The sequence below is a fragment of the Enterococcus phoeniculicola ATCC BAA-412 genome, assembly GCF_000407505.1.
In the GTDB taxonomy this organism is placed as follows: Bacteria; Bacillota; Bacilli; order Lactobacillales; family Enterococcaceae; genus Enterococcus_K; species Enterococcus_K phoeniculicola.
In genome coordinates, this window is the sequence record NZ_ASWE01000002.1 from 193,003 (window position 1) to 212,755 (window position 19,753).

Sequence of the window (19,753 nt, forward strand, 5' to 3'; positions counted from 1 at the left end):
AGTTTCAAATTGGGACAATTAATGAAATTAGAAATAGAGAAATTTAAATTACAAAAACAAATGATTGGAGTACTAATTACTATTCTTGGAATTATGGTCTTCTTAACGGTTTCTTTTGTAGATACTTATACAGATGCTAGCCAACAACTTGATTCTAGCCAGAATATTCGGTGGATGATAAATCTACTAAACACGGGTGCCTTTCTAGTCTATTCATCAACTATGGTTTCAAAGATAGTTGTTAATGAATATTCAAGAGGAACTATTTATGTACTGTTTTCATATCCAATCAATAGAATAAAACTAATGTTGAGCAAAATCATATTAATCTTCCTTTTTACCGTTTGTTCAACTATATTGGGAGATGTTCTTTGCACGTTGTATGTGAATCTGATAAATGCAAATGTTCAAGTGATGACAAGTATGATTGGATGGGATAGTGAAATTCTTTCTTTATATATTTTTGGAAGCATCTTAGGAGGGATACTTTCTACTATCCCATTTGTTACAGGGATGTATAGTAAGTCAACATCAGTACCTATTGTAACTTCTGTTATTTTGGTTGCGGTTATGCAGGCACTAATAGGTAGAAATCCTGAGATCCTGACTACAATCTGGAATTTAGTATTAATTGCTGGAATTGTTATCTTGCTGGCAACGTATACCTTGATAAAAAAAGTTTAATGATGTTAGTATACTTTATTTAGTTAGAGTGACTATAGAAAAAAAAGAAGATAGTGAGGTGAAAACTATGTTTGAAACAGTAAATCAGTCAGTAGGAAAAACACGCCGTTGGCCTTGTTTATTCTGTGATGAGTGGTCATGGGATGTACTAAGTTAAATTTGAGAAGAATCCACTTTAGATAACAAATTATCTAGAGTGGATTCTTTTTATAACAATCAATCATTTGGAGGTCTAAGGATGAATAATCAATCACTTATCGAATTTGAACCATACAAAATATTTAGAAATAACGGAAAAAACTATGTGTTTAAGATTAATGATAATAAGCTCTTTCAAATAGATAGCAGAACGGAACAATTTCTTCGGGAAGAGGGTAAGACAATTGAACAAGGTTTCCATTCATTAAGAGAACTATTTACCCAAGAAGAATATTTAAACTTAATACAAGGGATGATGGCAGCAAATTTTTTTAAAAATCAAATTGAGGAATCCGTTTTTACGGATATACCAAAGAACGGGGTAGGTCTCTCTTCGCTTACTCTCATGCTTATACAAGAATGTAATATGAAATGTTCATATTGCTATGGTGAAGGTGGAGAATATTTCAATAAAGGTAAAATGTCTATCGATACAGCAATAAAGGCAGTAGATTATTTGATTAAGGAGTCAAAAGAAAAAGAATTATTAGTAGCTTTTTTTGGAGGAGAACCCTTGATGAACTTTCGTTTAATTAAAGAGGTTGTCAAATATTGTAAGGGGAAAGAAATCTCAACTAATAAGATTTTCAGATTTACGATAACAACTAATGGAACTCTGATTAATAAGAGAATCGAAGATTTTCTTGTAGAAAATAATGTGATGATTCAAATAAGTTTAGATGGAAATAAAAAACAACACGATAAAAATAGATTTTTTGAAAATAGAAGAGGCTCTTATGACCTAATTTTAGACAGAACAAAAAGTCTGAGAGAAAGGACTCGAGTAAGTGGTCGTGCAACGTTAACCTCTGAAAATTTAAATTATACGGAAATATATAATCATTTGAATGATTTAGGATTTTCTGCAATCCCAATGGCTGTTGCAGAAAACATGATTGATGATGAAGCATACGAAATTAGGATAAAAGAATTTATTCGATTAATTCATTACTGTAAAGAATTGATTGACTTAAAGAAGTATGATGATGTTGTAAAGATTCCAATGATATACGGAATATTACAAAAATTAGAATTTCCTGAAGAAAGACAAGTGGGTTGTAATGTTGGGCAAGGTGTGTATGCTGTGGATATAGATGGAAGTTTGTTCCCGTGCCATAGATTTGTGTCCAAAGAAAATTTTAAGATTGGTGATCTTGAAATTGGAGTAGAAAATGTACAGGAATTTAAAGATAAGCAACATGTATTAAATCATGTTAAGTGTGACAGTTGCTGGGCTAGGAACCTTTGCTTAGGTGGATGTCCATTTGAGAATTATGAACAAACAGGATTTATGGAGAAAGCTTCATCAAGATACTGTAAATTCATGAAAATGACTTCAGAAGAAATAGTCAAGCTATACTTAGAATTAAACAATGAAGATAGAAAAAAATTGTTTCATTGATTAATCAGCGTAAAAAATACAATAAAGGATTACTAGTTTATGTATAATATTCTACTAAAACAATTGAAAATAAAAAAAACAATATTTTTATTAGGTATCTTTTCAAGTTTACTGAGTACTGTAATAAGTTTGTTGATACCTATTTTGTCTAAAAATATTATTGATGCTGTTTCAGGAAAAAACCTTTCTTTATCTTCTTTTAGTAATGTAATTTTACTGTTTATTTTTCAAGCAGCAGCTTCTACTGTTAGTGTAGTGAGTCTATCTTATATAGGTGAAGGAATAGTAGGGGGATTTAGAATAATAGTATGGGAAAAAATTATTAGTTTAAGAATTAGATACTTTGAAAATAACAAATCTGGAGAAATCACAAGTTTGCTAGTAAATGATACTGGAGTCATAAAAAATTTCATTTCTAATAAAATCCCATCTTTGATAACTAGTGTAATCTCTTTGATAGGGGCAGTAATCATATTGATGTGTATAGATTATAAGATGACACTTTTAATATTCGCTGTGTTTCCTATCCTTCTACTGATAGTTTTACCTATGGGAAGAAAAATTAAACACAGATCTCAACAATATCAACAAGAACTATCTGAATTCACTGGATATGCTAATCAAATTATAAGTGAAATAAAATTAGTCAAGTACTCTAATAGTGAAAATTACGAAAAAAAAAGAGGCACTACTCAACTCAACTCTCTTTTTAGGATAGGATTTAATTTAACAAAAATAGAATCTTTGGGAAATTCACTGATTTTACTTGTTATGACATCAATGCTTATATGTTTGTTAGTTTTTGGTGCTGTTCGTATCTCAAAACAAGAAATTTCTACAGGAACTTTACTAGCTTTTCTCATGTATTTACTACAAGTGATATCACCTACAATAATTATACTCAGTTTTGTCAATCAGTTAAAAAGTGTTCAGGGAGCATCAAAGCGGGTAATTGATCTTTTAGAATTAGATGTAGAAGATTTGTCTAAAGGACAAGAAATTAATATAGAAAATCAACCATTAAAGTTTAAAAATGTAAATTTTGAGTATGACTACGGAATTAATGTACTCAAAGACGTAAGTTTTGAAGTTCAGCCTAAACATACAGTCGCATTTGTCGGTCCTAGCGGAGCTGGTAAAACAACCATATTTGGCTTGATAGAACGATTTTATGATTTGAAAGAAGGGGATATACTGTTTGGAAACCATTCAATTTTGGATGTGCCTATAAAAAATCTCAGATCTCAAGTTGGTTATGTATCTCAGGAAAACTCACTTTTAAGCGGGACAATTTATGATAATCTAATATATGGTCTTAGATTCTCTGTTTCTGAAAACCAATGTATTCAAGCGTTGAGCCAATCGTGCGCTTTGGAGTTTGTTAACCTTCTTCCCAAGGGAATTCATACAAATATAGGAGAGAAAGGGACAAAGTTATCAGGTGGGGAGAAGCAGAGGATTGCTATTGCAAGAGCATTTTTAAGAAGTCCGAAAATCCTTTTACTTGATGAAGCTACAGCAAATTTGGATAGCTCTTCTGAGGAAGTTGTTCAACAAGCATTAAAAAATTTAATGAGAGAAAGAATGACTTTAATTATTGCACATCGCTTATCCACAGTAATTGATGCAGATAAAATTATTTTTATTGAGAATGGTCAGATAACAGGAGAGGGTAAGCATTTAGAACTAATAAAGTCGCATTCCCTATATAAAGAATATGTAGAAAGTCAATTTATGAATGTTAAAGAGTCCCAATCCTACAGCTAAGATTGGGACTTTTGATATTTAACGACTAAATATTTATGATATTGGGATGGTTACTTTAAATAATGTTTCTACATAGGGTTTGCTAGTAACTTCGATTTGACCATTTAATCTTGTTAGATATTCAGTTACTATCGCTAATCCTAAACCACTTCCTTGATTTTTTGTATTTCTCGAACTGTCTTCCATAAATGTTCTATCAAATATATTACAAATATTTTTTTTAGCGATTCCCTTCCCTTTATCTCCAATACTTATAATTACATTTGAATGTTCTCTCTGAAGGGTTAAGCTAAAAAAATTACCATCTTTTCCATGAACCAACACATTATTAATTAAATTCTCTAAAATACTCTTGAGTGCATAACGGTCAGTATAAATTATAGTTCCATTCTCAGGAATACTGACCTGCACCTCAAAATTATTACTTATAAAGGTTGGACTGAATGAAAAAAGTATTTGTCTACAAAGCTCATTAATATTTATTGGCTCTATAGAAAAAAGCATGTCGTTAGAATCTAATTTAGCTAGAATTGAAAATTGCGAAACAATTTGATTAACCTCAATAATTTTATTTTTTATTTTTGTTGAATAGCTAGAAACACTTGATGTTTGCTCTAGTATCTCAATATAACCTAAAGCAGTTGCAAGAGGTGTTTTTATGTCGTGGGAAATGTTAGAAAGAGTACTTGAAACGGAATTTCTCGCAGCATCATATTCGATTTTATTTTTGTTGTTTTGCGAAACAATCTCGTTTAATTCAGCACACATTTTTTTTACTATTTTATCATCTGTTTTGAACAGCAATGTACTTTCTGAATTAGAAGTAGCAACTCGTTTGGCTTCTTTAATAAGGCTCAATAACTGTTTTTTCGTCTGTTTCACTTTAACATATTCTATGAGAGAGAATAAGGATAACACTAGAACAATGATTGGAATTAGTGTATTCATTTCGTTATTTCCTCCATTGTGTATCCAATACCCCAAAGTGTTTTAATATACTCATCTTGAGAATTTTTAGATAGTTTTTTTCTAAGTCTGTTAATTGATACATTGATAATATTTTCTTCTCCATAATAGGTTTCTTTCCATACTAATTCATACATGCGTGCTTTTGAAAAAACAGTTCCTTGGTTCGATACTAAAAGAGTTAAAATTTCAAATTCTTTTTTTGTCAGTGCTATTTTTTCCTTATCTTTTTTCACAGAAAAAGAAGTGAAATCAATAGATAAATCTTTGTAAGTGAGAACCTTAACTATATCACTCTGTTTAATTGTAGAGTATTTTTGGGAGCGACGGAGCTGTGCACGAATTCTGGCCGAAAGCTCAATTAGTGAAAATGGTTTGACCATGTAATCGTCTGCCCCAAGGTTGAAACCTATCGTTTTATCTTGCTCAGAAGACTTTGCTGTTAAAATTATTACGGGTAAAAAAGTATGTTGTCGAATGAACTTTAATACATCAATACCACTAGTCCTTGGAAGCATAAGATCTAACAAAATTAAATCAAAGGTATTACTTAATTCTACCTTAGCTTGTTCTCCATCATATACTGGTATAACATCAAAATTTTCACTGACAAGATATTCTACAAGCATTTCGCTCAAGTCAAGGTCATCTTCTATTAATAAAATTCGATCCATTTCGTATCGCCTCTCTTTCAGCCTTAGGCTATATAATTAGTTGCCTGACTAAGTATATTTTATTGAAATCAACAAAAGTAATTTTTCTTATATTTAATTATATCAAAATAGATGCAACCATGCTTAGAAATTAACAGTTGTAATTTTAAATATTGAGAGATTAAAGAAATATGATTAAGACTGGATTTTTAGTTTTCTAAAAAAATTTGTCCAACTCGGCTAATATATAGAAACCAAAATCATTTTTAAAAGTAGCTAAACTTTTAAATTTTTTTAAATAGATACTTTCACCCTCATGTGATTACTCGAAATGGGGATAGCCATTGATGTGATTCCAGAATCAAAAGAATATTCTTTTGATTCTGGAATATTTTTAATACCTTTAATTAGTTTCAATTATTAAGGTAAGTTAAACAAAAACCATATCTACAACTTGTGTAAATTAAATCAGATTAAAAAGTCTGTTGAAATAGATTCACAAAATTAATTGACATAATCGATGATAAAACGCTGGATATACAGTATTTTATAATGATAATTCACATAAGTCATCAATTTTCATCTCAACTTCTATACTGATTTTTAATAATATAAACAAGTATTCTGCTAATTCTACAGTCTCAAAAGTCCACGCAGCAAATCCTACATCTGTAAATAAATAGACAGATGTATTTTTCATTAATATTTTTTCCATTGATGATTCCCCCTCTAAAAATAAATACGCAAGAAACCTATTTTATTTTTTTCATTTTAATCAAGTGTGTCTCTTTTTAATTTGATTGATTGGTATTAGATGAACACCAATTGACCATTGAAAATTTAATACACAATCTATCAGTACAAAAAACTTTGTAGCGAGCCTTAAAAAAAGAAACGCAAAGATAATATTTCAGCGAATCTCAACTCAATGAGTAAAGGAGATGATTACTAAAGGAATTAAGATTGGTCATGAATTAAAGATTAGTCACCTTGCAAAAGATTGTGCAATAAGCTTTGTACGAAAATATCATTATTCAAAGGTAATTCCAAAGCTAGTTAAATACTACTTGGGAATGTTTGATTTAAAAGATGAAAAACCAAAATTATTAGGCGTTTTCATGTTAGGGTGGGGGACACAACCTCTCCAAACGATAAGAAAGATATTTCCAAATCGTAGTTTTTCAACTAAGGATTATTTAGAAGTTGGTAAGATGTGTTTTCTTCCGGAAATGAATAATAACCGCTATTTTGGAAGCTACGCTCTGTCTTCTCTAATAAAATGGCTCAAGAAAAATACAAACTATCTTTTTTTATATACTCTTGCAGATGGCATTGAGGGCAAGTGTGGATACGTTTATCAAGCTTCTAATTTTTATTATGGGGGAAGTTTCAAAACGAGTGTTTATAGGGATAAGAAGAGTGGCGAAAAGATTCATCCCAGGAGTGCGAAAAAGTTATTAGAAGAAAACGCAAATTTTGATGACGTGAAAAAAAGAAATTGGTTAACGCATGATTTCTGCACATATAAAGGGATTGAGAAAATTAATGGAAGAATGTTTAGATACATTTTTCCTCTGAAAAAAGTAGCCAAAAAGATTTTAGATGAGTCAGTAAATTTTAGTCAGAATAAGTATCCGAAAAATAATGAGTTACTTTTTGAAAAACGTGTAGCTTACAGAAAGTATAAAAAAATCAATCGTCCTAAATTTAATAGAAATGTAAATTTTTACAATAGTCAAAAATTCTAATAATGAGTTAGAGAGAGCAGATATAGAGGAGCGATAGAATTTCTTTGGAACCTGGAGTTAGTCACTTCAGTGCAATGAACTATAAAGGGATAATGGTACTTCTAATATTAAAATAGCTTGCCGTGAAAGTCGGGAAGAGGTGAAAATCCTATGATGTTGACTAGCATGCTGATAGATTTTTTTGAATCTAATTAAGATTAAAGGAGCAAGTAAAATGAAGTTAATCAAACTTTGTAAGAAGAGATCTGTTCTGTTGCTCAGTATTATTTTACAATCAATTGCAATTGGCTCTATCTCCAGTGCAGGATATGCGAAAGAAAGAAGTATTGACTATCCACAAAATGTTTCAATCGAATACGATGCTAGTAAACTCTATAATGTTTCAGGTGCTTATGCAAATGGCACCAGTTTTGCGACTAAAACAACAGGATTATTTGCAGTCTATAACCAACAAAAACAAGCTGTTTTTTGTATTGATCCTGGCATACCGATTCCTGACGAGTCTACCCCTGGATATGAAAAAAATCCGCTGCCTACCATGCCCGACAAAGCAAAATTAATTACCGTTTTGTGGAACAAAGTGGGTACTGATATGGATACACAAATGGTTGCACAAAAAATGGTATGGGAAGAAGTCAATGGTTTGTCACTTGATAAAGTAATTAGTCCTAATGGTACATTGATTGATAGTAAAGGGATTGAAAGTAAAATCAATCAAGTAATAAATGACTACCAAAAGAAACCAAGTTTTGATCATACAACTGTAAAAACAATTTTAGGAAAATCTACAACTCTTAGTGACAAAAACGGTGTTAACCTGTCTGAATTTAATGAAGTTGTTAAAAATACAGCAAATGTTGATTACCGTGTGAGTGGGAATCAATTAATTATTACACCAAATGCTAACTCAAAAGTAAGCGGTGAATTGGTTTTACAACGCTCGGAAGGTACTGGCACACCAGTTGCGTATAAAAAATTAGGTCTGCAAACTGTGATGGCGGGTGCTATTGATAAACCAACAACCTACACAGTCAAAATTCAAGTAGAAAAAAACGGGTCGTTGAAAATTAGGAAGGTTGATAAAGAATCTGGTAGTAATGTAGCGGGAACCGTATTTCATTTAGATTTTGGGAAAATCCTTCCTGAAAAAGAAGTGACTACTGATAAAGAAGGAATCGCTGTATTGGATGGGATTCCTCATGGTACAAAAGTAATCATCACAGAAAAATCGGTACCCAAACCTTATACGATTGATACCACGCCGGTAACAACGACAATCAAAGCTGGAGAAACCATTACCGTAACTAAAAAAAATACGCGTGAAAAGGGTCAAATACTTTTAGATAAAACGGGAATTGAAACAGGTACTGACCTTTGGAACGAGAATTATTCTTTAGCTGGGAATACCTTTGCAATTCGAAAGGATAGTCTGACAGGAGCAATTGTCCAAGAAATAACTACTGATGAAAAAGGTCATGCGGAAACGCCCAAAGATATTGCGAATGCTTTGGAATTGGGTACCTACTATGTGACGGAAACCAAGGCTAGTAATGGATTCGTAAATAGCTTCAAACCAATCAAAGTTGAATTAAAGTATGCAAATCAAACCGTAGCACTTGTTGTAAGCGATGTAAAAGGTCAGAATCAAGAGGTTACTGGAAAGACATTAATAACTAAAGAAGACAAGGAAACCGGTAATAAAACACAAGGGAAAGCAGAATTTTCTGGTGCACAATATACGTTGTTTTATGCAAAAGGGGACGCTATGCATAAAGTAAATGATGCCGTAAAATGGACAGATGAATTTAAACCTGAGCTAATTCAAGGTACGAAAGCATCTAATGAAACAGTTACTCTTAGAATAGATGAAAAAAATCAAATAGCAGTTAAACACTTGGCTATTAATGAGTATTATTGGCAGGAAACTCAAGCTCCTGAAGGCTATACTTTAGATCAAACGAAATATCCTGTTTCCATCAAAAAAATTGATGACACTGAGCAAAATGCGGTTATCACTCGTGACGTTACAGCAAAGCAACAAGTAATCCGTTTCGGCTTTGATTTTTTTAAATTTGCAAGTTCCTTAGCAGGTACTGCAAGTACGGGATTTAATGATCTTACTTTCAAGATAACTCCTTTAAAAGGAACCGCCGAAATCACAGGAGCTAATGACGAAGCTATCACAGGTTATAATGAACAGTTAGGTTTTGATGGATATGGAAAGTTTGAAAATTTACCTTACGGAGATTACTTATTGCAAGAAGTTAAAGCACCAGATGGATTTCAAAAAATTCAACCTCTGGAAATTAGAACGACTTTCAAGGAAAATAAAGATGACTACATCAAAAGCGAATATATCTTCACGATTACTGAGAAAGGACAAAAGGAACCAATAAAAACGGTCATCGTTCCGTATGAAAAATTAACCAATACAAACTTTTCTGTTAATTTAAATCGATTGCTCCTTTACGATTTACCTGAAAATGAGGATAGTTTGACTTCTCTAGCGGTTTGGGATGAAGAAGCTAGCAAAGAAATAAAAGGTCTGGATAATACGAATTTACTTGATAAATTAAGTTACAATTTACATGAAGTCAAAGAAAATTGGTATGTAGTAGCACAAGCAATTGATGTTGTAGCCACGAAAGCTGCTAAAGAAAAAGATGACAAGGCGAAACCGGTAGTGATTGCTGAAACGAAAACCACGTTAGCCAATAAAGAAAAAACAGGGACGTGGCAAATTCTTCATAAACTCACATCAGAACAAGTAATGAATAAAACAATTGTTTTATTTAATTATGTATATAGCAGCAAAAAGTCTTTTAAAGCTGGCGAGGCACCTATTGCAAAAGATGATAGCTTGACCAATCAAGCACAAACCGTCAAATGCACTGTAAAACCTCAGGTGTCGATTCAGACGAAGGCCCATTTAGAAAACGGTTCGCAAACTTTTTCTTACGGTGATGTTGTTGATATGTTTGACGATGTATCCATTAATCACGATGTTCTTGACGGTTCAAAAGAATCATTTGAAACAATTCTCTATGCTTTGTTTTCTGATGGTACAAAAAAAGAAATTTGGAAATCTGGAAAGATCGACTATGTAGTGAATGACAAAGAATTTACAAAGACAGTACTTTCAGAAAAAGTAGATACGAGTAAATATCCAAAAGGTACAAGCTTCACTTTTGCTGAAATTAACTATGATAAATCTGGAGAAATAAACGGAAAACACAATGAAGAACTAAATGAAAAAACTCAAACTTTGAAACCTTCTGATGTTGTGAATCCGACTGCAAATGAAGAAAAGAATAAATTACCTCAGACTGGAGAAAAAAATACTCCGGTCATTTTTGTTTTAGGAATAATTATTTTAGTCGTAGTTCTTAGTTATATATTTTACAAATTTTATAGTAAAAAGAAGCATTAAAGGAGATAGGAATTTATGCCAACAAGAACGGAATTAAATTCAGCTAAGAGGCGTGTAAAATTATTATTGAGTGCTCAAGAGGACAGTTATGAGAGTTGGCTGTATGAAAAACATTGTCAATTTATTGAAGAAAAAGATACAGTCATTCTGGAAGCTTTAGCTCAATATGTCAAGCAGAAAGGAATGGCAAGTAAGTGAAAAGTATATTATTTGGAAAAATTTTGGCAGTCCAACATTTTTTTTTAGCAGATATTGGTAGTAGTTTAACAGGCGTAGAAAATAAGATGTCCACAAATTTTACCAAGTGGGCAAATGTTGGAATAGGTATACTAATATTAATATATGGAGGAGCTAGTTTTTTAGGGCTGGAAATTAAAGGTGTAGCAAAAAAATGGATTATCGGTGGATTTGTTGGAGCCATTTTGATTGTAAATTTCCAATTTCTCAAAGACCTCTTTTGGTCTGCTATTGGAGGTGGATAGATGTATAAAATAAAAGTTATTGCAACGGATATTTTTGATTACGATAGCGATGATGACATTGAACTTTCTTTTTCTGATTTTTATGAAATAGTGAATAATATGCAGGAAAAGCAATATATTCGTTACCAACTACTTGAAAACGATATTCCTTTGTATACTGATTCTTATTTAAACTATGATAAAGCTACGATTGAGCAATCTATTTTGGAGCAATTGAAAAAATTAGTGAAGCTGAAACAATTATCAAAAAAAGATTCCAAACAATTATACACTACACTTTTTGATCTCGAAAAAAAAGGAGATGGGATTGTAGAGTCTAAGGTGTCGTTCTCAAGTATTGAGGAGAAGGGGCATTCTCGAATTTATGAAGATGAAATGGAAATAGTGCTTTCTTTACGTACTCCTTTTTCAGAGTCAGAATTACTATCTTTAGTAAATAAATATATTAATGCTGGACAATTAGACGAAGCAGCATTCATTAGTAATTATTTAAAAGATTCTTCTGTTATTGAAAATCTTGAAGCTGCCTACTTAAATAAGTGTAAACTCTTGTTGCAGAGGGGACTAATCGAAGAAGCAAAAAAAATGAGTAAAAACATTACACTTTCAAATTATAATGAAAAGTTTGTTCATTGTTTAAAAGATATAGAATTAATCCAATGTTTTGTAGCCTATTATCATCAACTTGGTGACTTAAAAAAAGAAAAAATTTGGAAAAATAAGCTTTTAAATATTTAAAAATTGTTCCCTTAGTTTGAGAAGCCACAAAATGGCTTCTCTTTTTTTGTATATGGAAGTGCAACACTAAGAAAGGGAGTGATTGTACAAGATATGGTTATCAGAAAAGGAAATAAGCGGGTTTCAGCTACGTTAGAACCAATCCATCAAAAAAAACTTGAGAAAATGAAAAAAATGAATCCAACATTCCGATACACTGCATTAGTTAGAAATAGTATTAATCAAGAATACAGCCGTCTAGAGAAAGAGGGAGGCAAAAATAACCTTTTTTGATAAAAGCAAAACTAGAAAAACCAAAACAAAAAAGAACTATGAAAAAATGAAACAATCTCAGTTAAGGTTCTTATCAAATGGATACTTGCTCTTTTTCATCGGAGTTTGTATGTACTGTTTTTTATTCCTAGTGCTAAACGCAATTTGCTATTTCATCGATTCTGTCATTCCTAATCTGACAACCTCGATAACAGGAGACTTTATATTTTCAAAAGAAAAGTTCTTATCAAGTCTTTTCAAGTTCAATCACAGTTATTTTACATTCTATTTTTTTGGTTTTTTAATAGGTGGATATTTCATCTTCCGAAGAATCTTTCAGTTGAGAACTAATTTTCGTCCTTTGGAAGATGAATTTTCTCAAGGGAGTATGGAATGGGCAAATGTAAAAAATCTAATTGGTGAATATGCAACCGTACCGGTACGCCCATTTTCCGAAGAGGATTATTATGATGGAAAACCTGGTTTACCAATATCTCGGATACCTAGAAATGCTAAAGAAAAGAAATCTGGTGAGTTTCGATATTTAGTCGAAACTGTCATTGGGAATATGTTGATCCTAGCGGCCACTAGGATAGGCAAGTCACGCTATTTTCTTGATCCTTTTATAGATACAATTTCACGTGCCAAAAATCAGTTGGATAGATGGTCATTTGTTATGACCGCTACCAAAGGAACTGAGCCACGTGAATGGTATCAAATTCTTAAGTCTAGAGGATACAACATTCGTATATATAATACGGTTAATCAATTTTATTCTGATCCTTTTCCTATTCTCAAAGTCTTTTTTACTTACTACAAACACTATTACCAGTTTAAAAAAAAAGGAGAACAACAATTAACTGAAAAAGAACAGCAAAAATACTTAATTAAGGCTGAAATGCAGTTAGCTAATGCTGAAAACATGCTACGACGAGCTGCCCAATCCTATTTCCTTGAAGTGAATCAAGGAAAGGATGGTGGTTTTTGGACGAAGGCTTGCCGGAACCTATTTACATCACTTGCTTTGGCGGTAGCTGACCAAGTTCTTAAAGAGGGCGAAGAAGAGATTAAAGTAAATCCGTACACTATTTATGATATAGCGAATGAAATGATTGCTATAAAAATTACAAAAGAAAGTTATGAGTATTTAAAAGAAGGAGCAAAGAACAAAAAAGAGTTAGATAGACTACTAAAAAAATATGAGGGTAGCAGTATATTAGATGTCTATTTTCAAGAATTACCTAAGACAAATCCAGCAAGAAAGTATTATCAAGCAATTTTAGCTAGTGCCCCTGCTAAAACTACGTTAGGGAATGTGCTTACTCATTTTGATGGAGATTTAGAGAGTTTCTTACAAAGTGCAAATGCAAAAATGACTAGTTATGATGATGGATACAATCTTGAGGATATAGGATTTGATAAAGAAAAACCAACTGCAGTATTCATCATTTTTTCTGATACAGATGAATTAAATAATCGGTTAGGAATGCTAATTTTAGACCAAATTTATCAGATATTAAAAAACAAAGCGGATTTACAAGAAGATCCATCACAAGCTCATTGTGTGAGACCAGTACTCACTATTTACGAAGAAGGTGGAAATTTAGGTCTGCCTGTGCCAAGACTCACACAGAAGTGGACAGCGGGCTTATCACGCTGGCTTTATCAATGTCTAGTTTTACAAGATATTGCACAACTAACAGAAATGTATACAGAAGCAGTTGAAAAGACAATCCTAGGAAATTTAGCAAATTTTGTGTATATCCGTACTGGGTCAGAAGAGACAAATGAATTTGTATCTAAACAATTAGGTAAGAGAAAAGTATATTCAAAAACCAGATCAAAAGAAACTACATCTATAAAAGCAAGTGAAATTGAAAGTTTGGAATTTCTTAATTTACTTGATACTGCAGAGTTGCGCCGGTTGCGAGCAGGAGAAAGTGTGATAGTAAGACTTAACCATGAAGAAGATAATGATGGAAATCCAATCTATCAATATCCTATTTTTAATACCTTTGAAAATGATACTAACATGATTAAATTCGATGATTTCAGAAGAAAAGATAAATTATCTTGGGATGAAATCCCAGTAAATAATCAATTCATGGGCTTAAAAATTGAGGAGATTTTAACCACATTGAAAATAAAGAAAAACAAACCTCAACCTGAAAAAAATAATTTATTTCCAGTTAAATTGGCTAAAGTGAAGCAAGACAATAAACAAATACATTCGAAAAAGGTTTCATTTAAAGAAATAGAACAAATAAATCTATTTACTTTAAATGAGGGAGAACAACAACTGGTAGAGTCTGAATTAATTTCTATGAATACTTCTGAAAATGAGATACAAGAAAAAATAGAAACAAATTGGAAGGAAAAATTAGTCTTTGAATATTATGAATTATTTGAGTCAGTTTTAGACAAACCTATTTCTACAATTTTTAAAGCAAGTGAATTACAACAATTAGAACAATTTATCAGAAAAAATAGTTTGAAGCAGCAAGCAATAACTATAAATGAATTTGTACAAATCGTAAGAGTGCAAGACCAACCAATAGCTGAGTTGATAACATTTCTAGTTTCTAATCTGGATCAAGAAAAACAGAAACAGCTAATTAGTATTATGAAAAATTGGAAAGGAGTTGCATAATGCCTTTTACTGATGAACAGTTAATAAATATATATATAACATTTGACCGATACTTAAAACTAAGCGATACAGGGTCCGATATATTTCGAGCAATCTTGTTTGGTCCACTAAAAATTATGGCTGAGCTTGTAAATAGTTTGGGGCAACTTATCTATGAATCTGTAGCGTTTTTAGGATTTTGGGGGATTGAAGAAATTGGTGGAACCGATACTGTGGCTTCTGGGATACTCAATAATGCAAATTCGGGTTCCATTTTAGAAATACTACGCCCTTTTCAAAATTTTGGAGTAGGGGCTTCAATTTTAATTATTGGCGCCACTTATATGTTGGGTAAGTCAGATGAAAACAAGGAAATAGCGAAGAATATCTTTTTTGTCATCGTACTTGTAGGATTATTACCAAGCATTATGACCAATGGAGCCTCTTTAGTAAAAGGGACTGCTACCGAATTAACACTGGATCAAGCAAACTTAGGAATTTCAGCAGTTAAGAATAATACAGCAGATGTTTATACTTTCGTGGCTGATAAGTGGCAAACAGCAGAATTGAAAGATAAAAATCATCTTGACGATTTTATTGGAGTTGACATTAACGAAACTATTGATGAACCCGATGAAGCAGATACAAGTGGTGTTCTTTCTAACAAAATTGTTGCGGGAAAGAAAGACAAAGAGAAAACTCTTGAAAAACTGCCAGAAAAGAGTGGTGCTTGGGTTGTAGGAAACTTAATAAATATGCTGATACCTAGATATTACAGATGGTCGATAAACTGGATACCAGCTTATGTAACTGTGATTGCTTTACTAGTGGCTATTGTTTTATCGCTTGTCAGAATTGGACGTTTGGGTATGGAATCTGCAGTCAACTATATTTGGGGAAATATTATTGCTTTCTTCTCTTTTAGAGATACCACAAGATTTAAAACGGTAGTTATGCAAATATTGGTAGGTTTTGTGACGATTATCTCAATTTTTGTTTTGTTCTTTGTATTTATCTATTACATGAGTTTTGTAAATAGTGTTACAGAAAATACTTGGTTAAGGCTTTTTGGTATTGTTGGCGGTTGTGTTCTACTTTATGACGGTCCAGCAATAATCCAACAATTATTTGGTGTAGATGCGGGTTTAGGGACTGCTGGAGCCGTAGTGCTAGGGACAGGTCTTAGTTTTGCCTTAAGAGGAACAACAGGAATTACGAAGAAAATGGCCGCTTCTAGTGCTATTACTGGTGGTTTCTTATCCGGATATTTTGGCAGAAAAGAAGATAACTCAGAAAGTGCGTCACCTAACAAGAGATTGGAAGAAAAGAATCAAAAATCAAATTACAGTACTCAAGAACATAACGACAAAGATAATCAAGAAGTCGGAGAAAAGAGTATTGAAGACACAAAAGGTAGTGAAACATATCCAGATTCAGTAGAGGAAGAAAGAAATATAGGGTCTGAACATAGTCAGCTTTCTGAAGAAGAAGTAAAAGAAAGTGAGATTCAGAAGAAAAATAGTGAGTTAGAGAAAACTACTCATCTTTTAGATGAAAATATAAAAGATGATGCTCCGACTTCAAATAATAGAGAAAAAAATCAGTCTATATATCAAGATGAGGAAGAGGATAGTAAAAATGATGAGGTTGAATTGAATGAAAAACCAAAAAATCCTGTTTATCAGCACTTAGATAAAAAGTGGAGTACACCTCCAAATCAACGAAAAAAAGGTCTTTATGTACAAACAAAAGGCAGTCATACATTAGGTAAAGAATACCGTGAATATCGAGAAGAATTAAAAAAATATAAGAAAGCGCAAAAGTCAAACCCAATAGAAAAAGGAGATGATGATTAATGCCAGTCTATAACATTCAAGAAGAAATCATTACTAAAGCAAAGTATTGGGGAGTCGTTCTTTCTTCTGATTTAGTCTATATGTTATTGCTATTTCAATTTGCAGCAAAATTTAGAGAACATGTTGTACCTACGCTTGGCAATTTTACAGTCATAGTAATATTTTTATTTGGTCTATATTGGATACTTCCTAATGCAAGCAATAGTCAAAAAAGAAACTATCATCGTCTGGTTTTGAGCATAACTAAAAATCGTCAAACATACCATCCTATTGCTTCCTATGATTTTAGTTTGTTTTTTGATAGAGAAACTGAACTTAGTGATGTGCTACTAAATGAAAATGAATGGCGACAAGAAATGATTGTAAGAAGTGAAGGAGCGCAATCTATTGAAAATTTTAGCAAATAAAAGGAAGACCACAGTCAAAATTCTACCTTATCGTAGAATCGTCAACGAAGAATGTATTGCATGTGAGAATAATTTTACTGATTATTTAAAGATTGGTGATTCTCAAGCTGCCGATGGAGATAGAGATGAAAAGTTGCAGGCAATTGCTGATTTTCATCTCTTTTTACAAACAGTTGTGTCAGATATAAAACTAATTTTTTCTAGTTTTCCTATTGATCTAGGAGATAATATAGATTACGCAAAAAATCGTTTTAGTTTAGTTGAAAATCGTAGTGAGAATATTCTATATGAACAGAATGAAAATTTAAAAGCATTAGAATTTCTTGATCGACGTCGCATGGTTGATTTTGCCTACCTGCAGTATTTTGGTGAGTCAGAAGAGGAACTAAAAACTGTTCAACGAATCCTTTTATCGGCGACAAGTAATGGTTTCTATCTTGAAAAAATGGATTGGAGTCAGAAGGTTAAAACAATCTTCCGCTTTTACAATCCTTTAAGTACTCTTCCTATTGGTAAAGCCTATAATTTGTCAGATACAACACATAGACCGTTAGAAATACAAAAGATGGTAGATAGTAAAGGGGTTGATCCACAGTTTCTTGCTGAAATACAACCTCTGGCAGGTATAAAACCCTATGATAGCAAAACATTACAAATTGGTGATGGATATTTGCGTATTATGAACTTAGTCACTTATAGACCAAAAAATAACCGGCCATTTTGGGGAACCAATATTTTTCGACTTCCAAACGTAATGACTAGCGTGGATATAAAAACTATTGATGTCAACAATCCGTTAGTCGAGGGAGCGCTAAATCGTTCACTATCGGAATATGAGGATCGAACAGCAACGGCTAGAAATAGAATAGGGCGGAAGAAAGCCACAAAGGAATATTATGCATTAGAAGAAACAGTTGAAGATGTTTTAGATGCTACAGAATCTCTTAAACAAATTCATGTGAGATATGTTTTATGTGAACCTACTTTAAAAGAATTAGATGAAAAAGAAGCTGAAATTCGAACAAAATTAAATAGAAACAAGTTTCAAGCTGCGGTATTTTTAGATGAACAAGAACTTCAATATCGGTGTTTCTTTCTATCTTTCTCAGAAGGAAGTGACTTAATTCAAAGAAAAGGAAAGGATATAAAATCAAGTACACTTGCAGGAAGCTTTCCGTTTGATTCATCGAATCATATTGACCCTAATGCACTATATACAGGGTATCCGTTGTATGGTAGTGGTTTGGTTTGTTTAAATACAAATTACAAAGATACTCAAAGAAAAGCGTATGGCACAATTATAATTGGTGCTCAGGGCTTCGGTAAATCAACACTTGGAAAAGATAGGCAGGAAAAAAATGTTCTGTTGAACAATAACACTTTTGGCTTTTATGTATCAAATGAAGCAAAAAGGATTACTAAATACCTTAATGGAAGTCATATTAACGCACGGGAACCTAAAACGAATCCATGCCAAATCTATCCGTTAAGTGTAGATGCCCAAACGCTTAAAACAAAGGAATTAGATAGTTATGAACAAAGTCTAAACAATATGTATCGGATTTTTCTTCTAGGTAGGGGATTAAATGAAAAATCTGATAAAGATAGTGGGACTTTAAGAGAAGCAAAAAAAATATTTAGATTAGGATATGAAAATCATATTTTGAAAAATGGTCTATCTAAATCAAAAATTACTCAATACGATGCAACACAATATCTAAGATATGAAGATTTTCTAGATATTGTTGTAGCAGAAAAAAGAAATGAAGTAGAGGAATATAGAAAGAGAGACTTGTATGAATTACAGCAAAATTTAGAAGAATTTATTCATGCTGAAGGAGGTCTATTTAATGCCTATTCAGCTTTTAATTTACAGGATAAAAAGTTCGTTAACTTTAATTTGGAAGACTTGTTGAGAGCAGAGGAAAACATCTATAACGCACAATATTACAATCTCTACAATATGGTTTTCGCTGAATCGGTAAAAGTTGGACAACATGAAAAATATTTATTTGACCATCGAAAAAAGAAAGCAAATGAACTTGTTTTTACTGATATTACACATGATGAATTTCATAATCCAATTCGTACAAAAAATTTACAATTAATAAAACGCATTGATCGTGATAATCGCGAAGGTCGAAAAATAATGATTGGAGAGACTTTGATATCGCAAGAATTGGGTGATATGTTTCCAAACTTTAGTCAAAGTGGAAGAATTGATGATGAGATATCAAAAGCTGTGGTTAATTTGTTTAAGTTATCCCCCTATCGTTTTATTTTCCGACAAGATATTTCCTCTCGAAATTTATTCAAATTAGTTTTTGGAGAGCAACTTAGTCCCTCTGATTTAGATGATGTTTTTACTTCTTTAATGGAAGGAGAATGTCTATTAAATATCAGAGGCGTAAAAAACATAAAGATGAAACATGATTTACGACAAGAACAGCTTGCTAGATTTGATGGTGGATTATGAAAGAAAAAAATAAATTTTTTAGTAGAGTTAGTAAAAAAATTAAGGTTCTTTATTATGGTAAAAAA

General features: G+C 32.1%; 16 protein-coding genes. 13 read left to right on the forward strand and 3 right to left on the reverse strand.

All coding sequences use genetic code 11. The features are described 5' to 3' along the window. The first annotated feature begins 9 nt into the window (after positions 1-9). The 3 genes from I589_RS17805 (at position 10) to I589_RS07775 (ending at position 4,051) form a co-directional block, all read left to right on the forward strand. Positions 10-684 carry an ABC transporter permease gene (locus I589_RS17805; protein WP_010768662.1) on the forward strand — a complete coding sequence of 225 codons (675 nt, stop codon included), beginning with the start codon at positions 10-12 and terminating at the stop codon, positions 682-684. A 238-nt stretch (positions 685-922) separates the two neighbouring features. Beyond that, a complete protein-coding gene (papB, locus tag I589_RS07770) occupies positions 923-2,284 on the forward strand; it encodes a PapB family radical SAM/SPASM ranthipeptide maturase (RefSeq protein WP_010768661.1) in 1,362 nt (453 codons plus the stop codon). A 39-nt stretch (positions 2,285-2,323) separates the two neighbouring features. Then, positions 2,324-4,051, forward strand: coding sequence for an ABC transporter ATP-binding protein (locus tag I589_RS07775; RefSeq protein ID WP_010768660.1), 1,728 nt, complete (start codon positions 2,324-2,326; stop codon positions 4,049-4,051). 33 nt (positions 4,052-4,084) lie between these two features. On the opposite strand, the gene I589_RS07780 is transcribed toward I589_RS07775, so the two are convergent. From I589_RS07780 to I589_RS18340, 3 genes are all read right to left on the reverse strand, one after another. Next, positions 4,085-4,999 carry a sensor histidine kinase gene (locus I589_RS07780; RefSeq protein ID WP_010768659.1) on the reverse strand — a complete coding sequence of 305 codons (915 nt, stop codon included), beginning with the start codon at positions 4,997-4,999 and terminating at the stop codon, positions 4,085-4,087. Beyond that, on the reverse strand, positions 4,996-5,691 hold the full coding sequence (locus I589_RS07785) for a response regulator transcription factor (protein WP_010768658.1): 696 nt from the start codon (positions 5,689-5,691) through the stop codon (positions 4,996-4,998). Before I589_RS07785 ends, I589_RS07780 begins: the two co-directional genes overlap by 4 nt. A 526-nt stretch (positions 5,692-6,217) precedes the next feature. Continuing rightward, entirely contained in the window at positions 6,218-6,385 is a 168-nt protein-coding gene (locus I589_RS18340; RefSeq protein ID WP_010768657.1) for a hypothetical protein, read from the reverse strand. A 226-nt stretch (positions 6,386-6,611) separates the two neighbouring features. Here I589_RS18340 and I589_RS07790 point away from each other — a divergent pair, with 226 nt between their 5' ends. From I589_RS07790 to I589_RS07835, 10 genes are all read left to right on the forward strand, one after another. Further along, the gene (locus I589_RS07790) at positions 6,612-7,418 is read left to right on the forward strand and encodes a Mom family adenine methylcarbamoylation protein (RefSeq protein ID WP_010768656.1); all 807 of its coding nucleotides are present in this window, start codon (positions 6,612-6,614) and stop codon (positions 7,416-7,418) included. A 214-nt stretch (positions 7,419-7,632) separates the two neighbouring features. Next, positions 7,633-10,848, forward strand: coding sequence for an MSCRAMM family collagen-binding adhesin EcbA (gene ecbA, locus I589_RS07795; RefSeq protein ID WP_010768655.1), 3,216 nt, complete (start codon positions 7,633-7,635; stop codon positions 10,846-10,848). 15 nt (positions 10,849-10,863) lie between these two features. After that, complete coding sequence (locus tag I589_RS07800) at positions 10,864-11,046, forward strand: hypothetical protein (RefSeq protein WP_010768654.1); 183 nt, start codon at positions 10,864-10,866, stop codon at positions 11,044-11,046. Further along, positions 11,043-11,330, forward strand: coding sequence for a hypothetical protein (locus I589_RS07805; protein WP_010768653.1), 288 nt, complete (start codon positions 11,043-11,045; stop codon positions 11,328-11,330). Before I589_RS07800 ends, I589_RS07805 begins: the two co-directional genes overlap by 4 nt. Then, positions 11,331-12,068 carry a hypothetical protein gene (locus tag I589_RS07810; RefSeq protein WP_010768652.1) on the forward strand — a complete coding sequence of 246 codons (738 nt, stop codon included), beginning with the start codon at positions 11,331-11,333 and terminating at the stop codon, positions 12,066-12,068. It abuts the gene before it with no gap. 93 nt (positions 12,069-12,161) lie between these two features. Next, the gene (locus tag I589_RS07815) at positions 12,162-12,341 is read left to right on the forward strand and encodes a hypothetical protein (RefSeq protein WP_034684888.1); all 180 of its coding nucleotides are present in this window, start codon (positions 12,162-12,164) and stop codon (positions 12,339-12,341) included. 367 nt (positions 12,342-12,708) lie between these two features. Next, positions 12,709-14,970 carry a type IV secretory system conjugative DNA transfer family protein gene (locus I589_RS07820; protein WP_162140350.1) on the forward strand — a complete coding sequence of 754 codons (2,262 nt, stop codon included), beginning with the start codon at positions 12,709-12,711 and terminating at the stop codon, positions 14,968-14,970. Continuing rightward, positions 14,970-16,805, forward strand: coding sequence for a pLS20_p028 family conjugation system transmembrane protein (locus tag I589_RS07825; protein WP_010768650.1), 1,836 nt, complete (start codon positions 14,970-14,972; stop codon positions 16,803-16,805). Before I589_RS07820 ends, I589_RS07825 begins: the two co-directional genes overlap by 1 nt. Next, a complete protein-coding gene (locus I589_RS07830) occupies positions 16,805-17,212 on the forward strand; it encodes a DUF5592 family protein (protein ID WP_010768649.1) in 408 nt (135 codons plus the stop codon). The genes I589_RS07825 and I589_RS07830 overlap by 1 nt, the downstream gene beginning before the upstream one ends. Next, entirely contained in the window at positions 17,193-19,688 is a 2,496-nt protein-coding gene (locus I589_RS07835) for a hypothetical protein (protein WP_010768648.1), read from the forward strand. The genes I589_RS07830 and I589_RS07835 overlap by 20 nt, the downstream gene beginning before the upstream one ends. Positions 19,689-19,753 lie beyond the last annotated feature (65 nt).